The 25049-nt window shown below is 55.7% G+C and carries 23 protein-coding genes; 10 read left to right on the plus strand and 13 right to left on the minus strand.

Annotated elements, in window-relative coordinates; all coding sequences use genetic code 11:
• Positions 1-74: 74 nt before the first annotated feature.
• Complete coding sequence (locus tag NO364_RS05630) at positions 75-746, minus strand: hypothetical protein (protein ID WP_257628748.1); 672 nt, start codon at positions 744-746, stop codon at positions 75-77.
• Between the two features lie 394 nt (positions 747-1140).
• On the minus strand, positions 1141-1605 hold the full coding sequence (locus tag NO364_RS05635) for a DUF3267 domain-containing protein (RefSeq protein ID WP_257628749.1): 465 nt from the start codon (positions 1603-1605) through the stop codon (positions 1141-1143).
• Between the two features lie 361 nt (positions 1606-1966).
• On the opposite strand from NO364_RS05635, the gene NO364_RS05640 reads away from it, so the two are divergent.
• From NO364_RS05640 to NO364_RS05655, 4 genes are all read left to right on the plus strand, one after another.
• Positions 1967-2443: a hypothetical protein gene (locus NO364_RS05640; protein WP_257628750.1), complete on the plus strand. Its 477-nt coding sequence runs from the start codon at positions 1967-1969 to the stop codon at positions 2441-2443.
• 396 nt (positions 2444-2839) lie between these two features.
• The gene (locus NO364_RS05645; protein WP_257628751.1) at positions 2840-3160 is read left to right on the plus strand and encodes a DUF7344 domain-containing protein; all 321 of its coding nucleotides are present in this window, start codon (positions 2840-2842) and stop codon (positions 3158-3160) included.
• Positions 3161-6537: 3377 nt separating this feature from the next.
• Complete coding sequence (locus NO364_RS05650; protein ID WP_257628752.1) at positions 6538-7755, plus strand: hypothetical protein; 1218 nt, start codon at positions 6538-6540, stop codon at positions 7753-7755.
• Positions 7756-8409: 654 nt separating this feature from the next.
• The gene (locus NO364_RS05655) at positions 8410-9357 is read left to right on the plus strand and encodes a hypothetical protein (protein ID WP_257628753.1); all 948 of its coding nucleotides are present in this window, start codon (positions 8410-8412) and stop codon (positions 9355-9357) included.
• 807 nt (positions 9358-10164) lie between these two features.
• On the opposite strand, the gene NO364_RS05660 is transcribed toward NO364_RS05655, so the two are convergent.
• Both NO364_RS05660 and NO364_RS05665 read right to left on the minus strand, forming a co-directional pair.
• Positions 10165-10455, minus strand: coding sequence for a hypothetical protein (locus NO364_RS05660; protein WP_257628754.1), 291 nt, complete (start codon positions 10453-10455; stop codon positions 10165-10167).
• Positions 10455-11375 carry a hypothetical protein gene (locus NO364_RS05665; protein WP_257628755.1) on the minus strand — a complete coding sequence of 307 codons (921 nt, stop codon included), beginning with the start codon at positions 11373-11375 and terminating at the stop codon, positions 10455-10457. The genes NO364_RS05660 and NO364_RS05665 overlap by 1 nt, the downstream gene beginning before the upstream one ends.
• Positions 11376-12357: 982 nt before the next feature.
• On the opposite strand from NO364_RS05665, the gene NO364_RS05670 reads away from it, so the two are divergent.
• Positions 12358-12927 (plus strand): DUF6339 family protein, encoded by a 570-nt coding sequence (locus NO364_RS05670; protein WP_257628756.1) that lies wholly within the window; start codon positions 12358-12360, stop codon positions 12925-12927.
• Positions 12928-12935: 8 nt separating this feature from the next.
• On the opposite strand, the gene NO364_RS05675 is transcribed toward NO364_RS05670, so the two are convergent.
• The 3 genes from NO364_RS05675 to NO364_RS05685 form a co-directional block, all read right to left on the minus strand.
• Entirely contained in the window at positions 12936-13322 is a 387-nt protein-coding gene (locus NO364_RS05675) for an HhH-GPD family protein (protein WP_257628757.1), read from the minus strand.
• A gap of 635 nt (positions 13323-13957) precedes the next feature.
• Positions 13958-14968, minus strand: coding sequence for a cold-shock protein (locus NO364_RS05680; protein WP_257628758.1), 1011 nt, complete (start codon positions 14966-14968; stop codon positions 13958-13960).
• A 66-nt stretch (positions 14969-15034) separates the two neighbouring features.
• Positions 15035-16048, minus strand: coding sequence for a tyrosine-type recombinase/integrase (locus tag NO364_RS05685; protein WP_257628759.1), 1014 nt, complete (start codon positions 16046-16048; stop codon positions 15035-15037).
• Between the two features lie 405 nt (positions 16049-16453).
• Here NO364_RS05685 and NO364_RS05690 point away from each other — a divergent pair, with 405 nt between their 5' ends.
• A complete protein-coding gene (locus tag NO364_RS05690) occupies positions 16454-17278 on the plus strand; it encodes an HNH endonuclease (protein ID WP_257628760.1) in 825 nt (274 codons plus the stop codon).
• A 277-nt stretch (positions 17279-17555) separates the two neighbouring features.
• On the opposite strand, the gene NO364_RS05695 is transcribed toward NO364_RS05690, so the two are convergent.
• Both NO364_RS05695 and NO364_RS05700 read right to left on the minus strand, forming a co-directional pair.
• Positions 17556-17732 (minus strand): hypothetical protein, encoded by a 177-nt coding sequence (locus NO364_RS05695; RefSeq protein ID WP_157688437.1) that lies wholly within the window; start codon positions 17730-17732, stop codon positions 17556-17558.
• Positions 17729-17923 (minus strand): hypothetical protein, encoded by a 195-nt coding sequence (locus NO364_RS05700; protein WP_157688438.1) that lies wholly within the window; start codon positions 17921-17923, stop codon positions 17729-17731. Before NO364_RS05700 ends, NO364_RS05695 begins: the two co-directional genes overlap by 4 nt.
• Positions 17924-18205: 282 nt before the next feature.
• On the opposite strand from NO364_RS05700, the gene NO364_RS05705 reads away from it, so the two are divergent.
• Positions 18206-18421, plus strand: coding sequence for a hypothetical protein (locus NO364_RS05705; protein ID WP_157688439.1), 216 nt, complete (start codon positions 18206-18208; stop codon positions 18419-18421).
• A gap of 205 nt (positions 18422-18626) precedes the next feature.
• Positions 18627-20417 (plus strand): L-aspartate oxidase, encoded by a 1791-nt coding sequence (locus NO364_RS05710; protein WP_157688440.1) that lies wholly within the window; start codon positions 18627-18629, stop codon positions 20415-20417.
• A gap of 21 nt (positions 20418-20438) precedes the next feature.
• Here the strand turns inward: NO364_RS05710 and NO364_RS05715 are convergent, their stop codons facing one another.
• Entirely contained in the window at positions 20439-21218 is a 780-nt protein-coding gene (locus NO364_RS05715; protein ID WP_257628761.1) for an SIMPL domain-containing protein, read from the minus strand.
• 249 nt (positions 21219-21467) lie between these two features.
• Here NO364_RS05715 and NO364_RS05720 point away from each other — a divergent pair, with 249 nt between their 5' ends.
• Entirely contained in the window at positions 21468-22661 is a 1194-nt protein-coding gene (locus NO364_RS05720; RefSeq protein WP_257628762.1) for a sensor histidine kinase, read from the plus strand.
• A gap of 42 nt (positions 22662-22703) precedes the next feature.
• Positions 22704-23021: a cupin domain-containing protein gene (locus NO364_RS05725; protein ID WP_157688442.1), complete on the plus strand. Its 318-nt coding sequence runs from the start codon at positions 22704-22706 to the stop codon at positions 23019-23021.
• Here the strand turns inward: NO364_RS05725 and NO364_RS05730 are convergent.
• The 3 genes from NO364_RS05730 to NO364_RS05740 form a co-directional block, all read right to left on the minus strand.
• Positions 23018-23206: a hypothetical protein gene (locus NO364_RS05730; protein ID WP_157688443.1), complete on the minus strand. Its 189-nt coding sequence runs from the start codon at positions 23204-23206 to the stop codon at positions 23018-23020. The two genes, NO364_RS05725 and NO364_RS05730, sit on opposite strands and share 4 nt — an antisense overlap.
• A 110-nt stretch (positions 23207-23316) precedes the next feature.
• Positions 23317-23502: a hypothetical protein gene (locus NO364_RS05735; protein WP_157688444.1), complete on the minus strand. Its 186-nt coding sequence runs from the start codon at positions 23500-23502 to the stop codon at positions 23317-23319.
• Between the two features lie 112 nt (positions 23503-23614).
• Positions 23615-24889 (minus strand): alkaline phosphatase family protein, encoded by a 1275-nt coding sequence (locus NO364_RS05740; protein WP_257628763.1) that lies wholly within the window; start codon positions 24887-24889, stop codon positions 23615-23617.
• Positions 24890-25049 lie beyond the last annotated feature (160 nt).

The raw sequence follows: 25049 nt of genomic DNA on the forward strand, positions 1-25049 counted from the left end.
GCTTACTGGAGTCATCCTCTTTATTCAACGCGACTCACCTATCGGCTGATGAATATTTCAATAACGCTCTGACTCTAATTTCCGTCTACTATCTCAACAATTTCAATAGGAGGTTCCATCAAGACTTCCCAGGTTGGGTTTTCAGAGCCTGCTTCACCTTCCCAATACCTCCGCCCATCTCGTAGAATCTCAATGAAACTGCTCGCTTCAACCAGATCCATATCCCGAACATCGTATGACTCACATTCAACTGCAACTAACTGCCCATTTCCGCCTCTGTACCGCTGTCTGTAGTGATTAGCTTCGGCTTGCGTTTTCGCGCCAAAATACGATTGGAACCGTGATTGTTCGCTCTCGAAATCGCTCTGTCGCAACAACTCAAGCCCTGTCTCAAGTAATACTGGTGCTGGGTCATAATGCCGTCTCTCGTACTCCCCATCCTCTGACTGAGCTCGGAATAGCAATGCGACCATTCCTTGATATTTTCCTTCTAAGGGCAGTTGAACTCCGCCTTCTATGGGGGGATCATTGATGCCGACTAATGCGCTCAGAGCGTGCCTCGCACCGTGGCTGGAGAGACCCTCGGGGAATTCGGATCTTAATGCCTCTAGCTCCCCCTCAGGACTCATTGAATCATCTGGTGGCAGAGCGAACTCGCCTGGATAGACCTGTGGAGGCCAGTATAAATCCAAAACGTCTCCAACTTCAAGCTCTCCAAGCAAATCCACGTGATAGAATGTGGTCATAATTCTCCCTTTGGTAGAAAGAAACAAATCAGTTCGGTTACCAGTTGATGTGGAGCGCTCCAAGCGGATTCGTTCTTGTATTTGAAAGCACGGCTATTTATCGGTGCTACCCAAGCACTGGTCGGTGTCAGAAGTCTATAGAGTAGAGGGTGTGACACTCTTTCAGCAATCGGGTGCAATCGTCCTTGCTGTCCTTACTGGACCTGTTGCTTTGTCCCTGAGAAGACCTCTAACATCCCCACTACCACCGCCCCCCAGCGTGGGAATACTAGCTTATTAAGACAGGTGTGCTCTGAGCAGGAGATAGGTTTCAGAAGTTGAATATACCGCGCATACTCACCGCGGTGGCTTGTGTCGCGAATTATCTCAGTAGTATCAAAAGTCGCAGATCAGATCATAGCGAGTCTTCCGGAAATGCCACGTAGTTCTTCCTGTCATCACCGACAACGACTTTCGTTCCGGCAGGCCAAGTCAGCCGTCGCACAACCCAGGACACATCAGATGCAGCTCCCCCGAGATTAAGCACCAATCCCCAGCCGAGGACGATCGCCAGTTCGTTGACGGAACCTGTGAGGAGGAGCAGAGCATAGACGACCGACAAAACCTGTGGAGCTAGTAGCACTATAATACTCTCCCACAGATCAAGGGGCACCTCCGGAACATAGACGCAATTCGGCCATTTATATACTGGATCGTAGCCTAAAACAGAGTTAGCGATGTAGTGGAGAGATTCGTGAATATAGAGCGAGGCCGTAATTGCTACCCCGACTCCAACGACCAGTTTGACGTTGTTTTGCGGGAATAGGATGACATTTTCTGAGAAGATGACTACACCAGCAATTGTAAGCAGAATTGCCATGGTTGAAAATAGAACAATCCTCGAGAATGAGTAATGTTCGTACCGAGTATATCCTTCAGGAGCTTCTGGCATTGTCATCAATTAGCTTCTTAACTACCACTACGGGTTTTTCTGACAACACTCTATCCCCTCAGAATTCCGGGATTGTCAGTGGAAATCGGTTCAATAGAATTCTCACTGATTACCGCTCGTAGCGAATCTGCTAATAATCGTCTTACCGGAGCAAGGCCACGATCTCTCTTGACGCAAGTGCAAGTCATTAGCGATAGAATATAATTCTCCACAGTATTGGCATAATTTTATATTTCTAATAATCAATATTATGGATATGCCACCGGATACTCCCAATCCGTTACGTGCCATGGAGCATGACGAGGTAAGGGACAAACTTGCCGAGTACCTGAGGAAATACAAGGAAACGCCAGTTGCTCCCGATGATGCAACCGTAGAGGTTGAAAAACCAATTAGTATTCCTGGCAGATCGGGCAGGCGCCCAGATGTCAGACTTGATGCAGATATAAAAGGATACCAAGGCTTGGCATTCGAGGTTAAGACACAAGAAACAGGTCGCACCGCGCTGACGGTGGCTCGTCAGATGGCAGATGACCTGAGAGGTGATTATCAACCGGTATTTGTTTCACCAGGATGGATCTTCGCTGATGGGGAGCGACGATGCCAAAATCACTCGGATTTCACACTCAAGAACGTAATTCGAAGTCAGGGCGGAAAGGTTCTGGAAGTCGTGTCTCCGTCCCCAATACGGTTCTCTCCCTACTCAATAATTCCAGAATTGGATGCTCCCGGCTTGGGCGATTTCTTCACGCGAACGACTCTCTGAATAACTCACAGATGTAGGACTGTACCGGGGCGCGTTAGTGTGGCGAACATGGTGTTCCACTGGATAATGCCCGTTCTCTGGAGATCAAACGATTTCCACTCAAACGGCGAGAAATCTACTCCGATAAGACGGTCATGCATGCTCAAGCAGCAGTGTGCCAGTTGGTCTGACGGCAAGCTCATTGAATAAGGAACTTGGATCCGTTGAAATCCTCAACAGCAGAATACGAATCCTGTGGGGAATAGAGAGAATGGATGTAGCGTAGCGACAACGAAAGTCATTAGCAATTAGTCGCGGATATGTCTCGGTAATGGAAATGTATGGACGAAGCACTTTGCTGGGAGTCTTAAGAACTGAATGACGACGAATAGCAGGACAGAGCGTTTGTTGGATAGTATGTTCACCAATCTTGGCCACCAGCTTCGGCGATATCTCCTGTACTGTTTGTTTTGGGATACAAACCCGATGTCGTTGCCTCGAGTCGCGGATCAAGCGGTTGAATGGCAAACGGGAAAGCCAGCAGAGGCGGTTGTTGATGAACGATTAGAGATCTATATGGCGCTTTATCACGACCATCTGCCGGGCCTCGTTGATGACGATGTCATCTCCTATCACCAAGATGAGGACGTGGTTGAGTTGGATACCGCTGCCGACCTGTTCGAACCATACGTCAGACAGGCATTTCAAGACGAAATCAATACTGGGGGTTCCCGCTAAAACCCATCCTGTGAGTATCTTACTTGGTATTGAGCGTGCTCTCCAGCCCGGAATTCCTTCGGTCGTCCCCAACGAGACTATTGTTCGTCCTTTGGTGGACCCTGGTCCGCACCCACCACTCCCCGTGTGGGAACGCTAACTTTTCTGGACTGGTTCCGTCTTTCTCGCCCTGCCTCATTCGTCTCAAAAGAGTATATGTTGTTTGTAGCTGAGACTGCCTTGCCCTTATCAGCGTCATAAACGTCCTGTTGCAATAGTTGTTTCACTCACTTACTGCAACCAGTTGTTTCAAATACACCGTTACCTCTCTGTTCCACCCGATCTGGCTCTACATAGGTGTGAGAGGACTACTACGTCCACTCATTCATGATATCGCAGAGAAGCAACCTCAGTCTGGTCTGGGAAAACGGCGCACGGGTTAGTGAGACCACCGTGTCCAATAGTTTCAATAGGTATAGTGGTCGTTCAACACCTCGTTGTGTACTTAAAACACACCCACCCCTATTTTCAACAGGTTAGCCGACCACGAGGGAGGGGGTCAACGCCGTCGGTTGGTCGTGAGTATATAAACACGGTCGGTATCTCCCCCACGATCAGCTGTCGCAAGCACGCCTTTCCCACCCTGTCCTTCGGTTGTTGCCTCTAGCAGTACAAGCAATTACTACTACTACCGTTAACTTTATTATGTAACATAATAAGGGGTGGGAGGGGGTGCTGTTGAAGACGAGTAAGACGGATGATACGTCCACTGTGTTCTCCACGACCACCGTGTTTACTCCGTGAGCAGTGTCACCGTGTTCATGCCAGCGACCCCCTCCCCCTTGTTGAGCCTGAAGCTGTTGAAATAACGGGGGGGTGTGTTTTATGTTCGATTCGATCTGTTGAACGGGTACCCCACCTTTCGAAACAAGGGTTGCCGTTTTACTTACCGAGCTCTCGAAAGGAAGGGAGAATCTGATGCGATCAAGCGACTCAAGTAGATGATAGCCGATACGCGCTCTTAGAGTAGCATGTCAAGCCATGGAGCAAATTCAAGAATCCATTCGCAGTAAGGTTCATCTTTCCAACCAGCGAGTTCGTCCTGACTGTTCCATTCGGTGACTGCTTTTGAGCCAAAGAGGCATTCCCAGCAAAGAAGGATAAGATTTTGTGGCACATGCGCTAGCTTGGGCGCGACGGCAGGCGGAATCACATGTACAGCGCGGACATCTGGACCTGTATATGTGAGTTCAACCTGCCCCTCTTTGTAGAGATGTTTCCTTGCCTCTCTTCGAGCGTGACCACAAGCGAGGCAAGCACTATTCCCCTGTCGAAGAGCAACAGCTTCAGAACATGACCACCGGGTCCGTTGCTCGGGGTGTAATTTGGATTTGGGCCAGAGAGCGAGGTCTATCTCCTCGCCTGTGATATCCGAGAAGAGCCAAGTCATGATGTGGGGACGACCCCCTTCCCAGTCCTCCCATCTGCCATGACATGAGGGGCAGAGAGGGATCAAGTTTGCCTCGGCGTTTCTCGATTTATGTGCTCTAAGATCCGCTCCACAATCCTTGTTGATTTGGCGCATACTTGGGAAGTAATGCTGCTTAACCAAGTGGTGGAGCTCACGTTGCCGACTCCCGTTTTGACCGACATTACTCTGACTGGCTATGCGCTGGGAACAACTGGCGCAGTACCATTTCCCCTCCCGAGGGTCCTGCCCCTGTTCATTATACTCACTCCAGATATCTCCGTATTGAGCCTCTTCTCCTCTTCCTTGGTACGATGCCACCTTGATGGTTAGACTGTCCATGGATGTAGAGTAAGGTGGCCTGTTGGTGTATTTTTTGTACTATATGGTGAAATAAATTTAATCTTCTCGGGAAAAGATGGATATTTGCAAATTTCCATCAAATAAAATAAGTAAGCCAAAATACAGAACAAAGGGCGAATCAGCTCTCCAAGGAGTCTCGACAATGCCGGAATCAATTGATCTTGATGCTGGCGGACGTGATTGACGCAAGTTTTTCTCACGTTCGAAATGAGGTCTCTGTGTTCTGTATACAGGCAACGTCTATTCTGATGTATGCGAAGTTCTCTCTCATTCTGCTCAGATGAGTTGAGGGGGGCCATCGCCAACGATCTATTCCGACCTGTGCGCAGCGGGGAACTGTAACTGGACTTTTCGGCTCAGGAGCGACAATTCCTCGTTGGGTATCGGGGCGTGATCTCTCGCCTCGAAATTTCTTCAATCTCGGACTATTGCTCTGTCCTCTGGTGGATCCTGATTCCCGCCCACCAACCCCCCGTGTGGGAACGCTAACTTTTCCGGACTGGTTCTGTCTTTCTCGCCCTACCTCGTTCGCCTCAATAGAATATATGTCGTTTGTAGCTGAGACTGCTCTGCCCGTATTAGCGTCACAAACGTAGAGTTGCACTGGTTGTTTCAATCACCTACTGCAACTGGTTGTTTCAAACACATAGTTGAACTCTCTGTTCCAACTGAACCGGCTCTGGACGATCGTGTAGGGCTACTACGTCGACTTCTTCTGGATTCTCACAGAGACACAATCTGATTGATGCGCACGACAGCGCGTACGGGTTGAACAGTGATTTTGTTCAGAGTTGATTCGGAGCTCGATCGCTCGGGTGGCGACGGACCGGTTAGGGCGGACGTCGTCGATGTCCGATGGATGAGATTGAGTCTGAGTTGACGAAAGAGAGTCAGTCTGGACGGGGTCGACATCCGGGTTGACGAAGCCGGAGTCGTTCTGGACGAGGGCGTTGTCGAGGTGGACGAAAGAGGATCGATCTGGACGAGAGTAAATCATCCGGGGAGCTCCTCATTGGGGAGAGCCGGCAAATGTTGTGGGCGAAGGCGCGAATTCGAGAAAAAATCGCGCGCCCTCCGATATTCACAAACAACCCCATGCTTGTTCTGAAATGACAGCTATCACTACTCAGAATAGAGATATGAGAATTGTTGGTCTCGACACCCCCGCGTGGGAACACTAACTTTCTCCAACGAGTTCTATTCATCACGACAGCTAACCTCTCGTCATGATCTATGTTGAGTGTAGGAAAGGAATTCTATGGACATCAGTAAATCCTGGGAGGACGATCCAACTCCTTTGGCAGACCTCTTGAAATCTGCAGGGACGACTGGGTGGATCGTATTTGATCAGTCCAGCAAAACTTGGGAGATGAACTGAATGGCCTTGGTGAAACCATTGAGTAGGGAGGGGTTTCAGGCCGTGTGCTGAATACAGGACGCGAATCGGCCACGAGATTCGATCGGCTCTGACGGTAGATACAGGGAGGGATTGACTAATCAGCGGTATCGGCTAGCAGTTCATAGCGTGGCGAAGAACCAATATGTTGGACCAGTAAATTTCCCCGTGATGGCAAGGAATCGAAGTGCTCTATTCTGTGATTACAATTTTCTTGACCTGAAAAGAGAGAAGCAGGAAGAGATGAGGGACGAGATCTCATCGCTTACCTCGGAAGATCTGGATGAGAACAGTACGGACTCTCTAGCGATAATTTTCTCTTCAAAATATACTCCTTCTCAGATCGAACTTCACGACGTTATCAAAAAGGACGGAGGACAGGTTGAGAAAGAAGTTCAAAACCGAACTGGGATTCCAACCCCCGGTCGAGGGACCCCGACTAAGAAATACGAGAGGCTGAAGGTAAAGTTCCAGTTTGACGGGGATAAGAAACTATTCCGCTACAAGCCTAGCAGCTACAATTTCAGCCCTCCATTGTACGACAAGCTCAGAAAGAGTGAGGTTGTGAGATACTTTGATTTCCGGACGCAGAACCGGGATGCGGAAGAGGTGAAAGTGGAACTCCACTCTAATATCGAGGATTGGAAGGATGATGTCCGCTCGTGGGTTGAGAACCTCAATTCCGACATCAGGCAGATGCGGGAGAAATCTGAAAACAAAGCTCGTTCGGCGATTGAAAGGCGTCGAGGCGAGGTTGAAACCAAGACAAAGGTAATGGAGGATCTTGGTGTCGATACAGGTGGTTCTGGAAATCAGGGGTTCGTAGCCCCTGAGAAGAAGCGGAGTATTGAGCTTCCGAAAATTGAGGACAGCAGTTCTCCGGATATTGTTCCAGACAATCATTATTTGGAGATTCTCGGGATTATCGATGATCTGGGAGTGAATATCGAACAGTCTGCTGAAAGGGTTCGAGATCTAGATGAGGAGTCCCTCCGTGATATTTTTCTCGCAGGGATCAACTCTCACTACGCCGGGATTGCACAGGGCGAGTCTTTCAACCGAAGTGGGAAGACTGATATTCTGCTTCCGTACGAAAACCGGAATCTGTTCATTGCAGAGTGCAAGTTCTGGTCTGGACAGGCTCAGTTCGTAGACGCTATGGACCAACTCTTGGGGAATCTAGCGGTCCGGGATTCGCATGCGTGTTTAATAATGTTCTCTAGGAGATCGAGGTTCGACGAGATACGTGGGAAGGCGGAAAAAGCGACGAAGAGTCACAAGCAATTTGAGACAGAGTTACCGGGTTACGATGATCACGACGTGTACCGATTCAACATCGACTCAAGTACACCAGTCAGGGTCGCTGTCAAAGTATTCAACCTAAAATAATCGAGTGGGGCGAGGGTGAGCTTCTTACCGTCTATAATTTCAGATGCCCAATCAGAGTGGATACGTATTCCGGACCCTCATCCGGGCGATACGCATACCTACTGAGCAGTTAGTTCAGCATTGGGAAGACGAAACAAAAGCGATCATCACGATGGATACATCTCTGGATTCAGCACGCAGTTCTTGTCTGCGTTGAGGGTCTCAACAGAGCCAACTGAATAGGGTCTTAATGTCTCTCGTCCTCTGTCTCTTCTCCCTCAGCTTGTCGCCGAATTGCGTCCCTATGTTTTTCAGCTATCGGATCAGACTCATCAAGTGGTGCTGTGTCCTTGTTGGAGAGATCCTTGATGAGCTCATCCATTCGTTTGATTATCTCTTCAGGACTCCGCATAGCGAAGGATTACTCCTGATACACGATGGGTTTTGGGGGAGCCGAGACCTGCTGTCTGTACCGCTTCTCTCTCCAGTAGTAACACGATGAGATCGGAAGATAACAGGCCGGGTCGGCCTAAGCTTGTTTTTTTGAGAGCCGAAGGGGTTAATAACGGCAAATTTGTCAAGATATCTGGATATTGAGAGCGCTTCAGGCCATGTTCAGGTTGGATCTCTCGCAGCATAAATTTCATTTCTATAACTGCCGATACAGTCCCAAGGATGAGATACGATCCAGAACCAGGACAGGACGAAAGAACTCATCAGGTGCGTGTAGTCAACATGAGCAAGCAATTTTCAAGATTAGAAGAACTGTTGCATCCTCTAGAAGGGATTAATATCCTGTTTGACGCATCTCTGTTCACTTCTAAATCTATTAGCGATACGATAGACCTTATTGAAAGCATAGAAACAACGAAAATTAACTGCTATGTCTCTAAGCAATTCATAGAGACAGTAACGTATTATGAAAAAAACGGTAGGAGTGGATCCAAAGCGGACGCACTGTCATTTTTTGAGTCGTACGACGAATACGGTGACTTTCGGGGGTTGCTGGAAACGATAGAATCAACGGACTCGCTAACTGAGTACGATCTACACCAGTTCTATCAAATTAATGACTTAGAAGGAGATTTCTACCAAGAGTATCGTGGCTTGGCAGCTTCTCTCAGTTCGGAGTTTCACACAGAAGAAGAGTACATCCCGACGTTTTCTCGTGGTTCTCGGCTTGCGGATATACTATTTGAAGAATTGGTATTCGGGCTGACCGAGTCGAAAATCACGTCCCGGTTAAAAAAGGTATACCGACGTTTTTCAGAGGCTGTTGGTCCTCTCTTGGAAGTACCTGAGGACAACTTAGAGAGCCTTCACAATAATCTCAGTGAAGTTGCTACATTACCTAGACAACAGTACCAGAAAGTGTGGGACGAAGTCTCTAATTCAGCAGAGCAAGAGCACTTAAGAGCTTTAGAACAGATGGAAAGACTACGAAATAGATTCAAAAAATCATCTCCGAACTGGATTGGGGCGCCAATGAAGATAGCCGTACCAATGCTGATGGTCGCTCTACTAAGCTCTCAGCCAATCATAAGTGGATTCCTCGGAGACGCAATAATGTCGGGAGGATCGCTTTCTGCTCATAAGGGATGCGTTTGGCTGGTTGATCCTTAAAAAGTGTTTTTACGGAATCATAAGGTAGCCATCCTGCTGTATTCATCCATTGTATCTCGCACATCAAGCTTGTCAGCTATGAAGAACTTCAACCGAATCGGATTGTGATATGGTGCAAGCCAGACAGCGCTTCGTCGCTGGCAGAAAATACGCGGGTATCGAAAGCGGATGAAGTGAGGAAGTTTCGCCCTCAAAGAAAGGAACAAGTCTAACCCACAATTCAGCAGATTTCTTCTCGAGTTGGATTGAGATGCAGCAACATATCCGAGCCCGTGAAATCTGACTTGCGGTAGCTAGCGACGACTTATCTTAACGTATTATCTGAATTCCGATATTATGATCCGGAGTAAGTCGCGACAATCTGAACCAGTATGCCAATCGCTAGTAAGCCGATCCCAATGCCGAGAAAATATCCCTTACGACGACTTGTGATTCTTTCCTGTTCAAACCGGATTAGATCAGCTATGAGTGTGGGATGCTTTAGCGATTTATTCGCCCCCGAAGGGAACGTCAAATGCACTTCTGTAGCGACGCCATCTTCGTCATGACTTAGCGAGATTGATGCCGGACGGTCTCCAAGACGATCTTCAACAAGATCAGCGACTGCGTCAAACGAGCTGTCCCGTCCAGCCTTTATTGTTGGCCGACTCACATCGCTGTCTGCTTCATAGAGGGTTTCATAGGCACTCTCAAGTCGTCGTCTTTTCGCTGTAGTTGTGAGAGTTGAACCAATACGAGGGATTTCGGGGAGCACAACTAGGGTCGCCCCGACTGCGTCAATCAGCAAACCTAACACAGCAAGTGAAATCATTCTGGAAGTTCTATAACGCCTGGGTAAAGTTCGTATGGCGGGTCAAACGATGCAGCTTGACGCGATGGGATTTCTTTCTGTACCGTTATTTCATTAATATATGGTAAGTCCTCCATGTTTTTGAAGTTCGGTTCTCTCTCTACAGAAATAATAACGGCATTCGTTCCGACGACAGTTACTCCACCAAGCTCGTGATCAATCCTGGCTCCTGAGATATTTTCCCACTCGGATGCAATATCACCTGCGGGAACGTACCTCGTGAGTCCAAGAGCGTACACGAACGGCATTACACGAACCTCCCGAGCCAGAGCGAAATATCAGAGATCTCGGAACTTGATCCACCAGCGGTTCTGAACTCTGAAACTAAGGTAATTTCTCCCTTAGTCGTCGAAGGGGTATACCGTGCCCAATCAGTATGAACAGATACTGAGGAGGTTTCAGAGATATCCGTACCAGAAACGGCTTGATTATCTGTATTGTTATATATTCTGTGAATTATAGTCTCGCCTTGGGCCGGATCTGTTCGAAGCGATATAGCAGTTGCCGAGCGCGAACTCGGTAAATTGTCCCAGTTGATATGAAGAGAAAATAAGCCTCTCGCGGTCACAAATTGTTTCGACGTCGTTGAGGCGCGTCTATCAGACCCATTCAAAGTGGTGATTAGTTCGACTTCTCCCGATTCCACGTATCGCCTCCCGCTGATATCAAGAGCTAAAGTATCGGCTGTTCCCACCGTGACCTCTGCAAAAAGACGCCGATCAAGAACGTCAGACTTTGCGATGGTCGATACTCCGGCTGGTATCCAGATAATTGCGAGAACAACTGAAGGCGTAGATTTGAGGTCAGGTGGGACAGGGCGCTCTGTCATCCCGTGAGTCTGGTTTGTTGGCTGAGACGCTTCCGGATTCCCAGAGGAAACTTTCGCGTTGCCATTGTCATCAACATAAACTACGTCTTTCCGGGGATCGTTCGGATCAGCGTGGGCTATCCGTACGGACTGCCGACTAACTCGAATCCGATCTCCATCGAAGATGATGTCTCCTGGTTTGATTTCGAGAGTGTCGGATTGACCCAAGTCACCACTATCTACAGTGACTTCACATCGGTCATCAACGTCTAGAACCGCGTAGCCCTCGTCTTTTCGAATATGAGCGTTGATATCCAGCGCTTGTAGAGGCTCTCCGTTTGACACGGTATATGTCTTCATTAAAAATCATGTTAATTTCTTAACTATATATTTGTTATGCTGGCCAGCACTTACCAGTTGAGATCAAGCCTGTTGGTAGTGATCTGCAGAGGACTTTCCAAGACCCAGGGTCAATTTTGAACGTCAACATAATCGCCTTCTGATGGTCTTCTAGGCCCGAGATAGTCACTCTCTCGGAGCAGATTTTGGTGAGTACATTTTCCGAGAGATGGTGTGTGATTGATGAACGACGAAGCAGGTGAGCGGAAACTGAACTCGGACAGGACGAGTAGTTTGAGTACTCTGTCGCTTCGCATTCGTCTGGCTCTCGATCATGCGGGCACTCGGCCCCGTACCAGCACGGACGCGTCACCTTATAGGCGATTTTGGTGATGCTCTGGTAGTGATACCGTCCTTGCTTGGAGGCGAGAAAGGGTTCCCGTCCGTGACTATCGGTGACTTCCGGACGACACCCTTCGATATACGCGTCGATCGCGTCGGCCAGCTGTTCGTCAGTAACGGAGACGTTCCGTTCTCCTTCGTCACCGAGCTTAAATCGAGTCCCTGAGTCTGGCTGGTTGCGAATCTCAAGGTACCGTTCGTCTGGATACCGGTTTAATTATCTCTTCAGGACTCCGCATAGCCAAGGATTACACCTGATACACGATGGGTTTTAGCGAGCCGAGACATGCTGTCTGTACGGCACCCCCCCTGTAGTAACACGATGAGACTTGGTAAGAACGGATTGGATTGTGATTGTAGGTATTGCTTGCTCAGGTTGGACCTTGAGTAGATTTACGATGTCGAAGTCGCCTTCAGATCTTGTCCGAATCGTGGCGGATTCAGAAAGGTTGGGTAGCTGTTGTCGTCAGATATCGTCGAAGTAGTCTCTACGTTGCTCCATCTTCTCCTGTTCAGTCATTCTGTCGTAGTGCTTGTGAAGTACGTCTTGTGACACGTTGGCTCGATCACTGATGACCGAAGAGGGGACTTCCTGCTTGAGATGGTAGGTTATCGATCCTCTTCGAATAGAGTGAGGACTAACAGATTCACAGCATTGGTAGGCGTTGCTGTATCCATACTCTTTGTCACAGCAACACTCGTTACCGACAAAACAGGGTCGAGTGATCCCGGAGTTGGGCATTTTCTCACCGCTGTACGTTACCCCGACTTCGTTCGTCATCGGTGGGAATTCAAAACGAAACGAGCGATGACTGAAAAGTTCCTCGCCGGTGGACAGGACATCTACTCAAACGCACTCCACCGGCTCTGGTGGATCGCCGAACTCACCTATACGGAGGATAAGGCGGGTCCTGACAGATACGACCTCACGGAACAGGTACTCAGAAATCAAACGCTCGCGAACCGCATCTTCGATCGAGACTTCGCTAGGTACAAGCCGGCAGCGAGAGCCTGCGTAGAGGCCCTCGTAGACGAACCGACCGATGTCGCGGACGAGACGACGCTAAGGTTCAGTCACGCTCTGACGAACCTACAACTGGAGGGCCTCACCGACGAGCGTCTCCACGAAATCCTCGTGCGAATCAAGGCAGAAGTAAAAGAGGAACATTGAACTGAGAGTCACTCACTTCCAGTTTCCTCACCGTAGTAGACGCAGTAGTCGTTCGCGAAGCAGGATTCGCAGTCGGGCTCCAGCTTCGTACACACCATGGCCCCGAAGTCCAGAAGAGCCAAATTGTACGTACGAGCCTCTTCGCCCAGTTCTGGTAGGATAGATTCAGCGAAGTGCACTCGTTCGTTCGCCGACTCCGGGAACTCGGCGCCGAAGACTCGTCGATAGACCCGAACGACGTTTCGGTCAACTACAGGCAGAGGTTCGGCGAGCGCAAAGCAGATCGTCGCGTTGGCTACGTACACCCCGACTCGAGGGAGAGTCTGTAGTTCGTCTGTATCCGAGGGAAGCGTCTCGTAGGTAGCAGCGATCTCTTCCAGAGCCCGTGACCGCATACGTTGAAATCCGAGGGATTCGATAGCTGTCTCTATTTTTTGATCAACTCTCTTAACTACTCATTATCAGAAGTTTATTATTTCAGCTGACTCGGGGTAGAATCTGGAGCGAGGCAAACAGTTCGCATTCACCTTATTGAATACCCTTTTTATTGTGAGAAACACACTACGGATATGCCAATCTCGTACGAATGCACTGAGGGATCTTGCGATTTCTGTACAACTGATCAAGAGATGGCGTTTGAACACATTCACATGGATGCAAATCTGGACATTTCACATATTTCTGTCGTAAGAGGTGATTCTGCGGAAGCATACCGTCAAGAAAGTCAGTTCAATTTAGCAGTCGGCGACACGTACCTTCCAGACTACGACAACGTCGGTCGACAGCGTGTAACCGCAATTTTTCAGAGTCCTTATAATTCGGAAGCGTGGGACTATGAACTGAGCACGATAGGCGGAGAGGAGACTACGACACTATCTCCTGCTGACATGGCTGTCACTGAAATTGAGCAAATTCAAATCGATGATAAGTACTACCGTCCATTACAGTTTCGACGGTGAATTGATGTAGTCTCGTTATAATCTCAAATGAAATGACTATGCGATATGCTGAATATGTTCAGCTTTCGGCACTACGGAAGGTATAACGGTGGATCAATATCTGCCGGTGCGGATTTGATTGTGGCTTCTGCATAACCTTCCTGGATTGCAGTTACCTGTACTACTACCCACTTATTCACTGGAGGGGAGTCATTCCGATTAGAGATATGAAGATAATCCTCACTTGACTCCCGTCTATGATGAATATGCAGGTAACCTTTCCTTCCAAGACCCTTCTGTCCCTTCGCATGGTCAATTTGAGCTTCTACATAGTCGCCTTCTGACAGCCCACTAATCCCGACATGGTCGCGATTAAGATGTGTATCCGGATCTGAATCGTTTTTCTCTGGTTCCGTATCCGGATCTGAATCCTTCTTCTCCGGTTTCTCTTCAATTTCGCGTCCCAGTGTATCAGTAAGACGTTTCACATGGAATGCTTGGAAACCATCTGTAGTTTCATCATACGCGAATTCAACCGACATTCCCGGCAATAACGTCATGCTCTCAAGTTCGTTAATATGGAAGAAGATATCCTCACCTACGCTAACCTCATCAGAAGTAATGAACCCCCACTCGTCGCTTTGGAATGTTCTTGTGACCTCACCGTAGAAGGTATTCTCGCCCGGATTGGAGGGTACCCAGTTTCCGTGGAGATCTGCCTCAGTTTTAATTCCTCTTTGGTCTGCGTACTCTTTGATTTCCCGGCGCTTCTCAATACCAAGATTATTGCTCGATAGCAGTTTATTAAAAAAGATTCTGCGTTCGGTAGTTGAGAGGCTTTTCGATTGTCCGCTGGTTGGAATCTCATCTAGCCCATCTGGTTGTTCAACCTCAGACTGACGAGTGTAAACGAACCCCAATCGGTGTAACGTATGGAACACTTCCCCAGGGAGTTGTTCGTCAACCATACAGCTGTCTAAGCGGTCGAAAACTCTACGGGCAAGAGAGGATACCTGATAAGTGACGTTGACCCCATCATAGGCATCGTAAATGTAGTATCCCTCTTTCTCGCTGGAAGGGACGTATTCATGTAGGACAGCCACTAATTCAGGGACTCCAGCCGGACTAATCAGTACTTCGGAATTTTTCTATACAGAATGAGAAACCAGTTAGAGATCTCGCAAATGCTTCTCCCTATTCTGCCGTTTTTCTTCCTTCGAACGTGCGTCGTAGTGTAAATCCAGCGTCTGCGGAGAGACGGACATTCTCTCGGAGCAGATTTTTGTGGGAATATCCTCCGAGAGATGATGGGTTATCGACGAGCGACGGAGAGGATGTGCAGAGACAGAACTCGGACAGGAGGAGTAATTCGAATATTCTGTTGCTTCGCATTCGTCTGGCTCCCGATCGTGCGGACACTCGGCTCCATACCAACAGGGCCGTGTTACTTTGTAACAAATCTTCGTCAGACTCTGATAGTGATACCGCCCCTGGTTGGATGCAAGAAGGGGCTCTCGTCCGTGATCATCGGTGATTTCTGGACGACGTCCCTCAAGATACGTGTCGAGCGCATCGGCCAGTCGTTCGTCGGTAACGCTGACGTTTCTCTCTCCCTCGTCGCCGAGTTTGAGTCGAGTCCCTGAGTCTGGCCGGTTGCGAATCTCGAGGTACTGTTCGTCAGGATGCCAGTCATCAACGTCAAGAGCTCGGAGACCAGATCGGCGCATTCCGCAGTGCCATAGAAGGTGGAAGACGAGATGGGCCGTTCGAGCCCACTGGTATTCAACGAGATAGTTGATTATCTCGTTTGCTCTCTCTGACGAGATGGCCACATCTCGAGCCTTGTCTTGGGATGAGACGTTCGGAATGACGACGTTGTCAGCAGTTCCTTCTCGAACCAAATCGGATGACTCCGCCCAACGGAGAAACACACGGAGTGTGTGAAGATGTTGTTCAATCGTTACGAGGTTACACTCCGTCTCGTTGATGCGCCAGTTCTTGTACTGCTGGAGATTGTAGCCGTCAACCTCATCTAACGAATTGAGCCCGTTCTGGTTGGCCCATTCGATGAAGTATCCGAGCCGATACTGATGGTTATCCAGCGTCGATTCAGCGACGTCGTGTCGAGATTGGAGATACTGTTCGACTCCTTCCTCGGGTTGGACTTCATGAAGCTCTGTCATGCCGAACTCCGTCCCTCAGATAACGGCCGAGTGGAGTTCCGTCAGGGGTGATCTCGTCACGTCTGCATCTACCGTTTGGGAGAGGCCCCGGCCCCGCGAGCACCGCGAGCGGGGTGAAGGGAGACGCTTCCGGAACGGGCGCGTGAGCGCCCGAAAGCCCGGAACGGCTCCCGCACGGTGAGACTCCCGGCGAGTCCATTTCCTTTCGCTCACTTCGTTCGCTTCAGTCAATGGACTCGCCTGAGTCCCCCTCGCTCCCTGCGGTCGCTCGCGGGACTCCCGGCGAGTCCTTGTGTTTGGTGTTTCTATCGTTCCTGGGGTAGAATCCTAGTCTCCGAAGTGTAGGTGAAGACAGCTTAGCGATTAGTCTGATCGCTTCGGCTCGTTAGCCCGCTCCAAGTCTTAGTGACGAACGAATCCTACGAGGTCGAGAAGGACGCACACGCCTACGTGGTGGCCGTCGAGGACGTGGGTGGAGTGATTGTACTCCGAGAGTGCGAATGCCCTGCTGACCGTTTCAGGGACGACTACGACTGCAAGCACAAGGTCGCGCTGGCAACGATTGGCGGGCAGGTAGTGATGGAAGCGGCGGCAGCCTTCTCTGAGAAACGACTGGCATCGAAGTTTCCGGAAAACGACCATGTGAGAGCAAAGATCAGACAAACGCTTCAGCGACTGCGTGATAGGGGGGAAGTCGACTTTCTGGACGAAAATGGGGCCTACCGAATCAACGACTTGGACCTCAACGCCGAACTCGACCGGGAGCGTTCCGAAGCCGACAAGTCACGTACACCGGACCCCGATTCGGAACCGCAACTGACCGAAGATGAGGAACGTTTCACGGAAACTCGCCGTCGGGCACGCGATTCCGATTTCATCGAGGCTGTTAGAGAAGCGTACAATCAGACCTGCGTAGTCTGTGGCAGTAGCCGAGAGACTCCCGACGGACAGCCCGAAGTCGAGGCCGCACACATCTATCCGAAATCAGCGGGTGGCGCGGACGACGTGCGAAACGGCGTCGCTCTGTGCCGCCTCCACCATTGGGCGTTCGATACCGGCTGGCTCGCGTTTACTGACGACCACGAGATTCTGGTGAAGGATGTCCCCGAACGCGAAGGGTACTACGAGTTCAAGCAGTTAGAGGGGAACTCGCTGGTTCTTCCCGAGGAGGGTGGCGTGGAACCTCACCCGACGTATCTACAAGAACACCGCGAACTGCACGGGTTTTGACCGCCGCTACGTGTCATCCGAGAACTCCCGCTCGGCGTCCTCCGTTTGCACGCTGTAGCGTCCGCAGAGTACCCCGCGCGTCGGACGGTCCCGCGTCACCGAACCCCGTCGGAGCGTATGGCGGGCGTGACGACGGACGCTTCGGGGCAGTATCGCCTTCCCCGACGGTCGGTCTCCGGGCCGGGGACCACGGGGACCGCCGTCGAAATCGAGCGCCAGGGGCGCCCCGAGTCCACGCGCCGACGCCGGCGGAACGGACGACCGAGGTGACGCGACCTCACCCGCTCCGTAGCGCGATGAGGATCTGGAACAGGCCCGAGACGGCGGCAAGTGAGAGACTGATGAACTGTCCGGCCCGTGGATACCCACCCTTCGCGAGGAAGAACCCGATCGCGGCCCCTCCGACGAGTACGAGCCCGCTGATAGCGAGGAGTTCGTCGGGATCAAGCGTCACACGTCACGCCGCAGCAGGTCATCGATCGAGAGCGTGGCACGACCGAGGAAGAACGACCCCGCACCGACGCCGATCAGGAGGGCGACGTTCGTCCACAGTCGGTCGCTCACCACCCCGACGATCGAGAGCGTGGTCGCGACGAGAAACACGAACGTCGCAAGCGCGAGCCCGTACTGTACCGTTTCGTCCATGTATGCACCTTATCGTAGAGAGGAATAAAACCAGGCCCCACACCGGACATAGTGCCGGCCACGAAGTCCCAGCCGCGGGACGCGGCTGCCGTCCGGTCGTGTTCGAACGTCGTCGCACAGCCGTTCGCACGCAGTCCGACGATCGGGAGGCGGACGGTGTCGGGGGCTCCGGTGATCGGGGCGAACGAGTGCATCGCAACCCACCACCGTGTCGTATGCGGCCGTTGCAGCGTGGGAAACGCTGCTGCGCCGTTCAACCTCCTCCGTGGGTAATGGGGCTGTATGAGCCACGCAGTGCAGGCCCTCTATCCGGCCTTACTCGCAACGATAGACGTCGTGATCGGCGCGGGATTCCTCTATGCGAGGGGACTCTCCCCGGTGGGGCTGTTTATGACGGCGCTTGGAGCCGTCGTCGTCTGTCACGTCGTATACGACGCGGTGAATCGGGTCGACACCACGGTGAGGGCGGCGGGTGGATCACGGGAACGGGTACACTGACGGTCCATTGGCCCTGCGAGGGGTCACGGCGTGCTCCCCGCCCATCGTCGCCCTGCGCGTGATGCGGTGGAACCAGGGTGCCAGGGGGCACGAGATCGAGGGTCGCGCTCGCGTGTCGACTCCGGGACGGGTCGCACGCCGGACCTGTTGTAGCGCGCGCACGCGCGCGCGACAGCCATAAGTATACTCGTCCCTTCGATGACGTATGAGCCAGCGTGACGGGATGGCGGGGTCGGACACGCCGGACTACGCAGAAATCGACGTCGCCGTGCTCGTGGTCGGCGCCGGTGCCGCCGGCGCCCGTACGGCGATCGAACTGGCGGAACGCGGGGTCGACGACGTGCTCGTCCTCGGGAAGCGGAGTCACGGTGACGCCCACACCACGTGGGCCCGTGGCGGCATCAACGGGGCCCTCGGAGCGCGGGACCCGGAGGACGACTGGACGATCCACGCCGCGGACACCCTCAAGGAGGGTCACTTCGTCAACGACCCCGGGAAGGTCGAGGCCGTCGCCAAGCAGATGCCCGAGCGGCTTCGGGAACTCGACGAGTGGGGGATGGACTACTCACGGACGGACGACGGTGAGATCGACCAGCGGTACTTCGGTGCGCAGTCGTTCCGTCGTACCGCGTTCGCCGGCGACCACACCGGCGAGTCGCTGCTGGACACGCTGATCGATCGGGCGCAGGCGCTCGGCATCCCGTATCGCGAGGACGTGATGATAACAAAACTCGTCGCCGACGGCGACCGGGTCCACGGTGCCGTCGGGTTCGACATGGACACCGGCGAGTTCCTCCTATTCAACGCGGGGCAGGTCGTCCTCGCGGCCGGGGGGTACGCGGCGATATACGGCCGCCACACCTCGCGGGACGACGAGAACAACGGCGACGGCCCGGCGCTGGCCTACGACGCCGGCGCCGAGCTGATGGACATGGAGTTCGTGCAGTTCCATCCGACCGGGATGGCGGTCGACGAATCCGACCCCGAGTGGGAGCCCTGGAGCGGCCGGCTCGTCACCGAGGCCGTTCGAGGCGAGGGTGGACGGCTCTACAACACCGACGGCGAACGGTTCATGGAGCGGTACTCGCCGGAGCAGATGGAGTTGGACGCCCGGGACGTGGTCGCTCGCGCCATCACCCAGGAGGTCGCCGAGGGGCGGGGCACGGCGAACGGTGGCGTCTATCTCGACATCTCCCACCGCGAAGCGGCGTTCATCCGGGAGCGACTCCCCCGGATGTACGAGCGGTTTCAGGACCTCGGGGTCGATCTGGCCACGGACCCCGTCGAAGTCGCCCCGACTGCCCACTACGGCATGGGTGGTGTCGCCGTCGACGCCCACGGCGAGACGGATATCCGGGGGCTGTTCGCGATCGGGGAGACGATGGCCGGGGTGCACGGCGCGAACCGACTGGGGGGCAACTCGCTTGCGGAAACCGTCGCATACGGGGTCCTCGCCGGCAAGCGGATCGCCGATCGCGTCGACGGGCCAGGATCGGTGCCCGAAACCTGCATCGAGAGGGTCGTCGAACCACAGCTTGCCGACCTCGATCGACTGGCCGACAGCGAGGGGGAGCACGACGTCGACGTCGTGTTCGAGGAACTGCAGACCCTCACGTGGGAACACGCTGGGCTCCTCCGCGACGGGGAGTCGCTGGCGACCGGCCTGGACGCGTTAGAGGAGCTTCGGCGGAAGGCCGGCGACATGCGAATCGGCCCGATCACGAGCCGCTCCTTCGAGCGCGCCATCGACATCGGCTTCATGCTGACGGCCGCCGAGGCCGTGCTTCGGGGGGCCGACGAACGAACCGAGTCACGCGGCGCCCACTACCGGACGGACTACCCCGAGACCGACGACACGTGGCAGCGCAACGTCCACTACCGGCGGGCGGCTCTCGGCGGGATGACGACCCACGTGGAGCCTACCGGCACGCCGAGCGAGGCGGTGCGGGCAGCACTCGACGAAGGGCACGAACTCGAATACCACCAACTCGAGTGAGCGCCGCGACTCGGGAACCCCTCACGCCTCGGTCGCGTTCCCCTCGGGTGCCGCCTCGTAGACCACCTGGACCGACGTCCTGACCGTCACCGGCCCGGATTCGATATCGGTCGGGGGAGCGGCGGTGGGGGCGGGCGTCTCGGTGGCGTATGCCCCGTCCTCGACGGAGCGGGGGGCGCCGCCCCGGGTCGTCCGGATCACGTTCACGCCGGTGACGGTGAGGTTCGCGTCGGCGGCGAGCGCGCGGGCCTTCGCGCGGGCGTCGGTCATCGCGGCGCTCCGGGCCCGCCGTTCGAGTTCGCGTCGCCGATCGGTCGAGAGCGTGAAGCTGATATCGTCGACCGCGGTGGCGCCGTTGGCGACGGCGGTGTCGACGACGTCGCCGACGCGGTCCGGATCGGTGACGGTGACCTCGAAGTCGTGCATGGCCCGATACTGGATGCGGGGTTCGGCGTCCTCCTCGCGCGGGCGACGGCGGTCCTGCCGGATGTCGTACCGTTGTGTGGTGATCCGGTCCTCGGCGACGCCGGCGTCCGTGAGCGCGGTTCGCATCCGCGAGACGTTTCGGGCGAGGCGCTGGCGGGCGGTCGCCGCGTCGTCGCCCGTCGCGACGACGGATACGTCGACGACGGCCTGGTTCGGGGCGGCGTCGGCGCTGCCGCTCCCGACGACGCGGATAGTGCTGTCCGACTCCGACGTCGCGGGCGTCTCGGGGGTCGTCGAGGACGACGACCCGGCCGAACAGCCGGCGATCAGGAGCAGGGCGGCGAGCCCCACGGCGACGAGTGTGCGTCGGTGCATCGTGGTCCGACCTCCGGCGGGCACCGACAAAGGTGTCCGGGAGACACAAAGGGCCGTTTGAGATACCGCTGGGGAGGTCGATGGAACGGGACGGGGTCGGCGTATGGGGAGTGTCCCCGGACGGACCGAAGGCGGGATTCCGGAGACGCCGGCGCCCGCGGGGAGAGGACGACGACCGACGCCGCGTATCATCGGAGATAACCGAGGAGAAGCGGTATTACCTCCGGGTGATAATCCCGTAGTTAGCCGATGATACGTCGGAACATCGAGGACCGCCTCCCGGACGCGATTATTACGCTCGGTTCGGCGCTGACCGCGACGCTCGTCGCGTCGCAGGTGGCGTTCACCGTCACGGCGCCCGCGGACGTGGCGTGGTCCGAGGTGCTCGTCAGCCTCGCCACGACCGCGCCGTTCGCGCTCGGGGTCGTCTACGGGGGGTTGTTGCTCCGCCGGGGCGGGTTCGACACGGACCGATACCCGCGGGTCGGCGGGTGGTGTGGCGGTGGCCTCGCCGTCTTCCTGGGACTCAACCTCGTGATGATCGCCGTCTGGCCGCCGGGATCGCTCTCGAACGCGTTCGGGTGGGCGCTGTTCGCCGCCTGCGTGGGTAGCAGCGGCGGCCTCGCCATCGGCATCGTGGAGGCGCGGGCCATCGAACGGGCGCGGGCCGCGGAGCGTGCGGCGGTCCGGGCGGAGCATCTCGACGCCCAGCGCGAGTGGATGACCTACCTCAACGAACTCCTCCGTCACGAGGTGTTGAACAACGCGAACGTCATCGACGGCTACGCGACGCTCCTGTACGAACGGGTCGACCCGGAGGAGCCGATGGCCGACCGACTCGACGTGATCCGGGCCCGAAGTCGGAGACTGACGGACGTCATCGACGACGTGCGGACGCTGATCGAAGCCGCGGAGGCCGGCACGGAGCGTGAACCCGTCGACCTCGGCGAGACGCTCACGACGGAGGTGGCCGACCTCCGTGCCGCCCACCCCGAGGCCGACGTCTCGGTCAGCGTCCCGGACGACGTGTGCGTCGCGGCCGACGCCCTGCTCGGCCGGGTGTTCGCGAACCTGCTCGACAACGCCGTCGAACACCACGACGGCCAGCGGCCGGGGGTATCGGTCACGGCGGACCCCGACGGCGATACCGTCCGTGTGCGCGTACAGGACGACGGCCCTGGGATTCCGGAACGGCAGCGCGAGCGGCTGTTCGAGCAGGGGGGAACGCGAACCCACGGGCTCGGGCTCTACCTCGTTCGGACGCTCGTCGAGCGTTACGGTGGGTCGGTCGAACTCGCCGAGACCGGTCCCGAGGGGACGACGTTCGTCGTCGAACTCCCGGTGTATCGTGGCGACGATACGGCCGACGCGGACACGGACCGCGTGGTGAGTTCCGAGACTGCCGATGCCGAAGACCCTCTCCGGGATCGGTGGTCGCCGTGACGGGGTGGGGGATTTTTGCCCGTTCCCGCCGATGACCCAGCCATGACCCACGAACTCGTCGATTACCGCGACGTCGACCCGGTCGGTGGCGGCCTCCACTTCCTGCGTGACGCCCTCGACTGTGCGAACCTCGGGGTGTCGGTACTCGACGTCGAGGCCGGCTGGAGCGGGAAACCCCACGACCACGCCGACGACGGTCAGGAGGAGGTGTACGTCCTCGTCGAGGGGGTGGCGACGGTCACCGTCGGGGACGAGACGGTGTCGATGTCCGCCGGCGACGCCCTGCGCGTCGACCCGGCGGCGACCCGACGGATCGACGCCGAGGAGGCGTCGCTGTTCGTCGTCGCGGGCGCACCCTAGAGACGGGCGTCCAGGTCGACCAGCGCCGCCTCGTCCTCCACCTCGGCGTCGACGAGGTGTCGTCGGCTGATCGACCGCGGGCGCTTCGCGCGCCGACGGCCGAGCCAGCGCCACCCGAGGTTTCGCAGTTGCCGGCGCTGTGCGCGGTCCAGTTTGGATCGGGGAGTGTCGCTCGTATCGCTCATGGCTCGGTCGTCCGGACCGTCGTCGTCTGTCGATCCGGACGGGATGTCGCTCACTGTGGTCCCGACCGACTTCAATCTGTGGGCCGCTGTCACGGTCGCCGACGGAGACGTCAGGTGCCCGCCGCTCGCTTCAGGATCTGTGGTGTGACGATCAGATCGAGCGCCGCGATCAGGTACGCGACGAGTTGCACCGTCCCGTCGAGGAAGGCGTACGCGACGAAGGCGACCACCAACGCACCGCTCGCACCGATACCGTATCTTACCGCAGGGCTCGAAAACGGGTTCCCCTGTGCCATGTTACGGTCGGCGGGCTGGATCGATCAAAGGTGTTGTGCCGTGTTTCCGGGACGGAGACGGTGCCCGTAACTCCGTTTCGAGCGGCTACGCCCCGCCGGTCGTCGCCGGCCGCTACTGAAGCGCCCGGAGGTTCGCAACGGCGAACGGCACCAGCATCTCCGCGGGGGAGAGGCCGCCGTGCATCCCCACCTCGTCGGGGTCGTCCCCCCCGAACCACACGCTCTCAGTCCGGGGGACACAGACCAGGTCGGGCGCGCTCCGCTCGAACGCGGGAGTGGGTTCGGCTGGCCCGAACAGGCCCCGTGTCCCGTACTCCGATCGGGTGAACGTCAGACAGTCGACGCGCCGTTCGAGGACGCGCCGTACGTCCGCGACCCTGCCGTCGCGGAGGTGAAACTGCAGCTGGCGGGGACTCCCCACCGGCGGGATCCGTGTGCCGTCCGCGGTTTCGGCGAGGGCGCTTCGGACGACGTCGTTTCCGGACAGGTCGACGTGGCTGTCGGTGTCGAGGTGGCCGTGATCGGCCGTCACGACTACGACCGTCTCACCGGCACGCGCGGGGTCGACGCGACGAAGTTCCCGATGCAGGGACGTCAGGATCGACTCGAGTCGCGACGTCGTCGGGTCGGCCCGCGGGCCCACCTCGTGGGAGAGTGCGTCGATCTGTGGGAGGTACGCGAACAGGTACTGGCGCCCTTCGCGTTCGAGTTCGGTCCGTACGGCGCCCGCCAGGTCGTCGACCGATCGGTAGCCGACGTACGTGTCGGCGCCGGCGGCGTATCCGCCGGGCTCCGGGTCGTCGAACGCGGCGGGTCTGAACAGAACCGTTCGCAGGTCCGACGGCATCCGTCCGTAGAGCGACTCGACGCCGTAGAGGGCCTTCGGGGCCGGCGGGGCCTCGGGTGCGACCGCCCGCACTGGGTCTCCCGTCTCGGTCAGATACGGGAGCGTCTGGACGCGTCCGACGCCGGCGACGTGCTGCCACCACCCGAGCAGCCCGTGTTCCACGGGGTATCGACCGCCGTGGAGGGACGGGAGCGCGGCCGCCGTCTCGGAAGGGAACGCGGCAGTCAGGGGCGTCACGGTTCCGTGACGCTCGAACCGTTCGAGCAGATCCGTCCGGCGACGGCCGTCGTCGACGACGCGACACCAACCGTCGTAGCCGAACCCGTCGATCAGCACGAACAGGACGGTGGTCACCTCCGCGTGGTCGACGTCGCGGTAAGTGTCCGCCGGTAGCGTCGGGATCCCGGCGGGGGCCGCATCGAGGACGGAGAGACACGTTCCGGGAGCGCCGACGACGCAGTAGTCGCCGTACGCGGGGGTGAGGTATCCGGCCCGCTCGGCATCGTCGCGGAGCGTACGGGCGACGTGGTCTCGCCTCATCGTCGATCGGTTCGGCCCCGTGAGGGATAAATCGTCGACGACCGTCCGGGCCGCGTGTGCCGGCGACCGAGACGCCGTGGTCTCGGGCGCTCCTCGACACGTTTGGCCGGTCCCACCCTCGTGGAGCGTGGAAGGCACCGTTCGAGCTGTCGACACGATC

Source organism: Haloplanus salinarum (assembly GCF_024498175.1).
Lineage (GTDB): Archaea > Halobacteriota > Halobacteria > Halobacteriales > Haloferacaceae > Haloplanus > Haloplanus salinarum.

Bases quoted from the DNA above. Each gene is read 5' to 3' on its own strand.
- NO364_RS05630 (WP_257628748.1), bottom strand. From the start codon at position 746: ATGACCACATTCTATCACGTGGATTTGCTTGGAGAGCTTGAAGTTGGA.
- NO364_RS05635 (WP_257628749.1), bottom strand. From the start codon at position 1,605: ATGGCAATTCTGCTTACAATTGCTGGTGTAGTCATCTTCTCAGAAAAT.
- NO364_RS05640 (WP_257628750.1), top strand. From the start codon at position 1,967: ATGGAGCATGACGAGGTAAGGGACAAACTTGCCGAGTACCTGAGGAAA.
- NO364_RS05645 (WP_257628751.1), top strand. From the start codon at position 2,840: ATGTTCACCAATCTTGGCCACCAGCTTCGGCGATATCTCCTGTACTGT.
- NO364_RS05650 (WP_257628752.1), top strand. From the start codon at position 6,538: ATGGCAAGGAATCGAAGTGCTCTATTCTGTGATTACAATTTTCTTGAC.
- NO364_RS05655 (WP_257628753.1), top strand. From the start codon at position 8,410: ATGAGATACGATCCAGAACCAGGACAGGACGAAAGAACTCATCAGGTG.
- NO364_RS05660 (WP_257628754.1), bottom strand. From the start codon at position 10,455: ATGCCGTTCGTGTACGCTCTTGGACTCACGAGGTACGTTCCCGCAGGT.
- NO364_RS05665 (WP_257628755.1), bottom strand. From the start codon at position 11,375: ATGAAGACATATACCGTGTCAAACGGAGAGCCTCTACAAGCGCTGGAT.
- NO364_RS05670 (WP_257628756.1), top strand. From the start codon at position 12,358: ATGGTAGGTTATCGATCCTCTTCGAATAGAGTGAGGACTAACAGATTC.
- NO364_RS05675 (WP_257628757.1), bottom strand. From the start codon at position 13,322: ATGCGGTCACGGGCTCTGGAAGAGATCGCTGCTACCTACGAGACGCTT.
- NO364_RS05685 (WP_257628759.1), bottom strand. From the start codon at position 16,048: ATGACAGAGCTTCATGAAGTCCAACCCGAGGAAGGAGTCGAACAGTAT.
- NO364_RS05700 (WP_157688438.1), bottom strand. From the start codon at position 17,923: ATGGACGAAACGGTACAGTACGGGCTCGCGCTTGCGACGTTCGTGTTT.
- NO364_RS05705 (WP_157688439.1), top strand. From the start codon at position 18,206: ATGAGCCACGCAGTGCAGGCCCTCTATCCGGCCTTACTCGCAACGATA.
- NO364_RS05710 (WP_157688440.1), top strand. From the start codon at position 18,627: ATGAGCCAGCGTGACGGGATGGCGGGGTCGGACACGCCGGACTACGCA.
- NO364_RS05715 (WP_257628761.1), bottom strand. From the start codon at position 21,218: ATGCACCGACGCACACTCGTCGCCGTGGGGCTCGCCGCCCTGCTCCTG.
- NO364_RS05720 (WP_257628762.1), top strand. From the start codon at position 21,468: ATGATACGTCGGAACATCGAGGACCGCCTCCCGGACGCGATTATTACG.
- NO364_RS05725 (WP_157688442.1), top strand. From the start codon at position 22,704: ATGACCCACGAACTCGTCGATTACCGCGACGTCGACCCGGTCGGTGGC.
- NO364_RS05730 (WP_157688443.1), bottom strand. From the start codon at position 23,206: ATGAGCGATACGAGCGACACTCCCCGATCCAAACTGGACCGCGCACAG.
- NO364_RS05735 (WP_157688444.1), bottom strand. From the start codon at position 23,502: ATGGCACAGGGGAACCCGTTTTCGAGCCCTGCGGTAAGATACGGTATC.
- NO364_RS05740 (WP_257628763.1), bottom strand. From the start codon at position 24,889: ATGAGGCGAGACCACGTCGCCCGTACGCTCCGCGACGATGCCGAGCGG.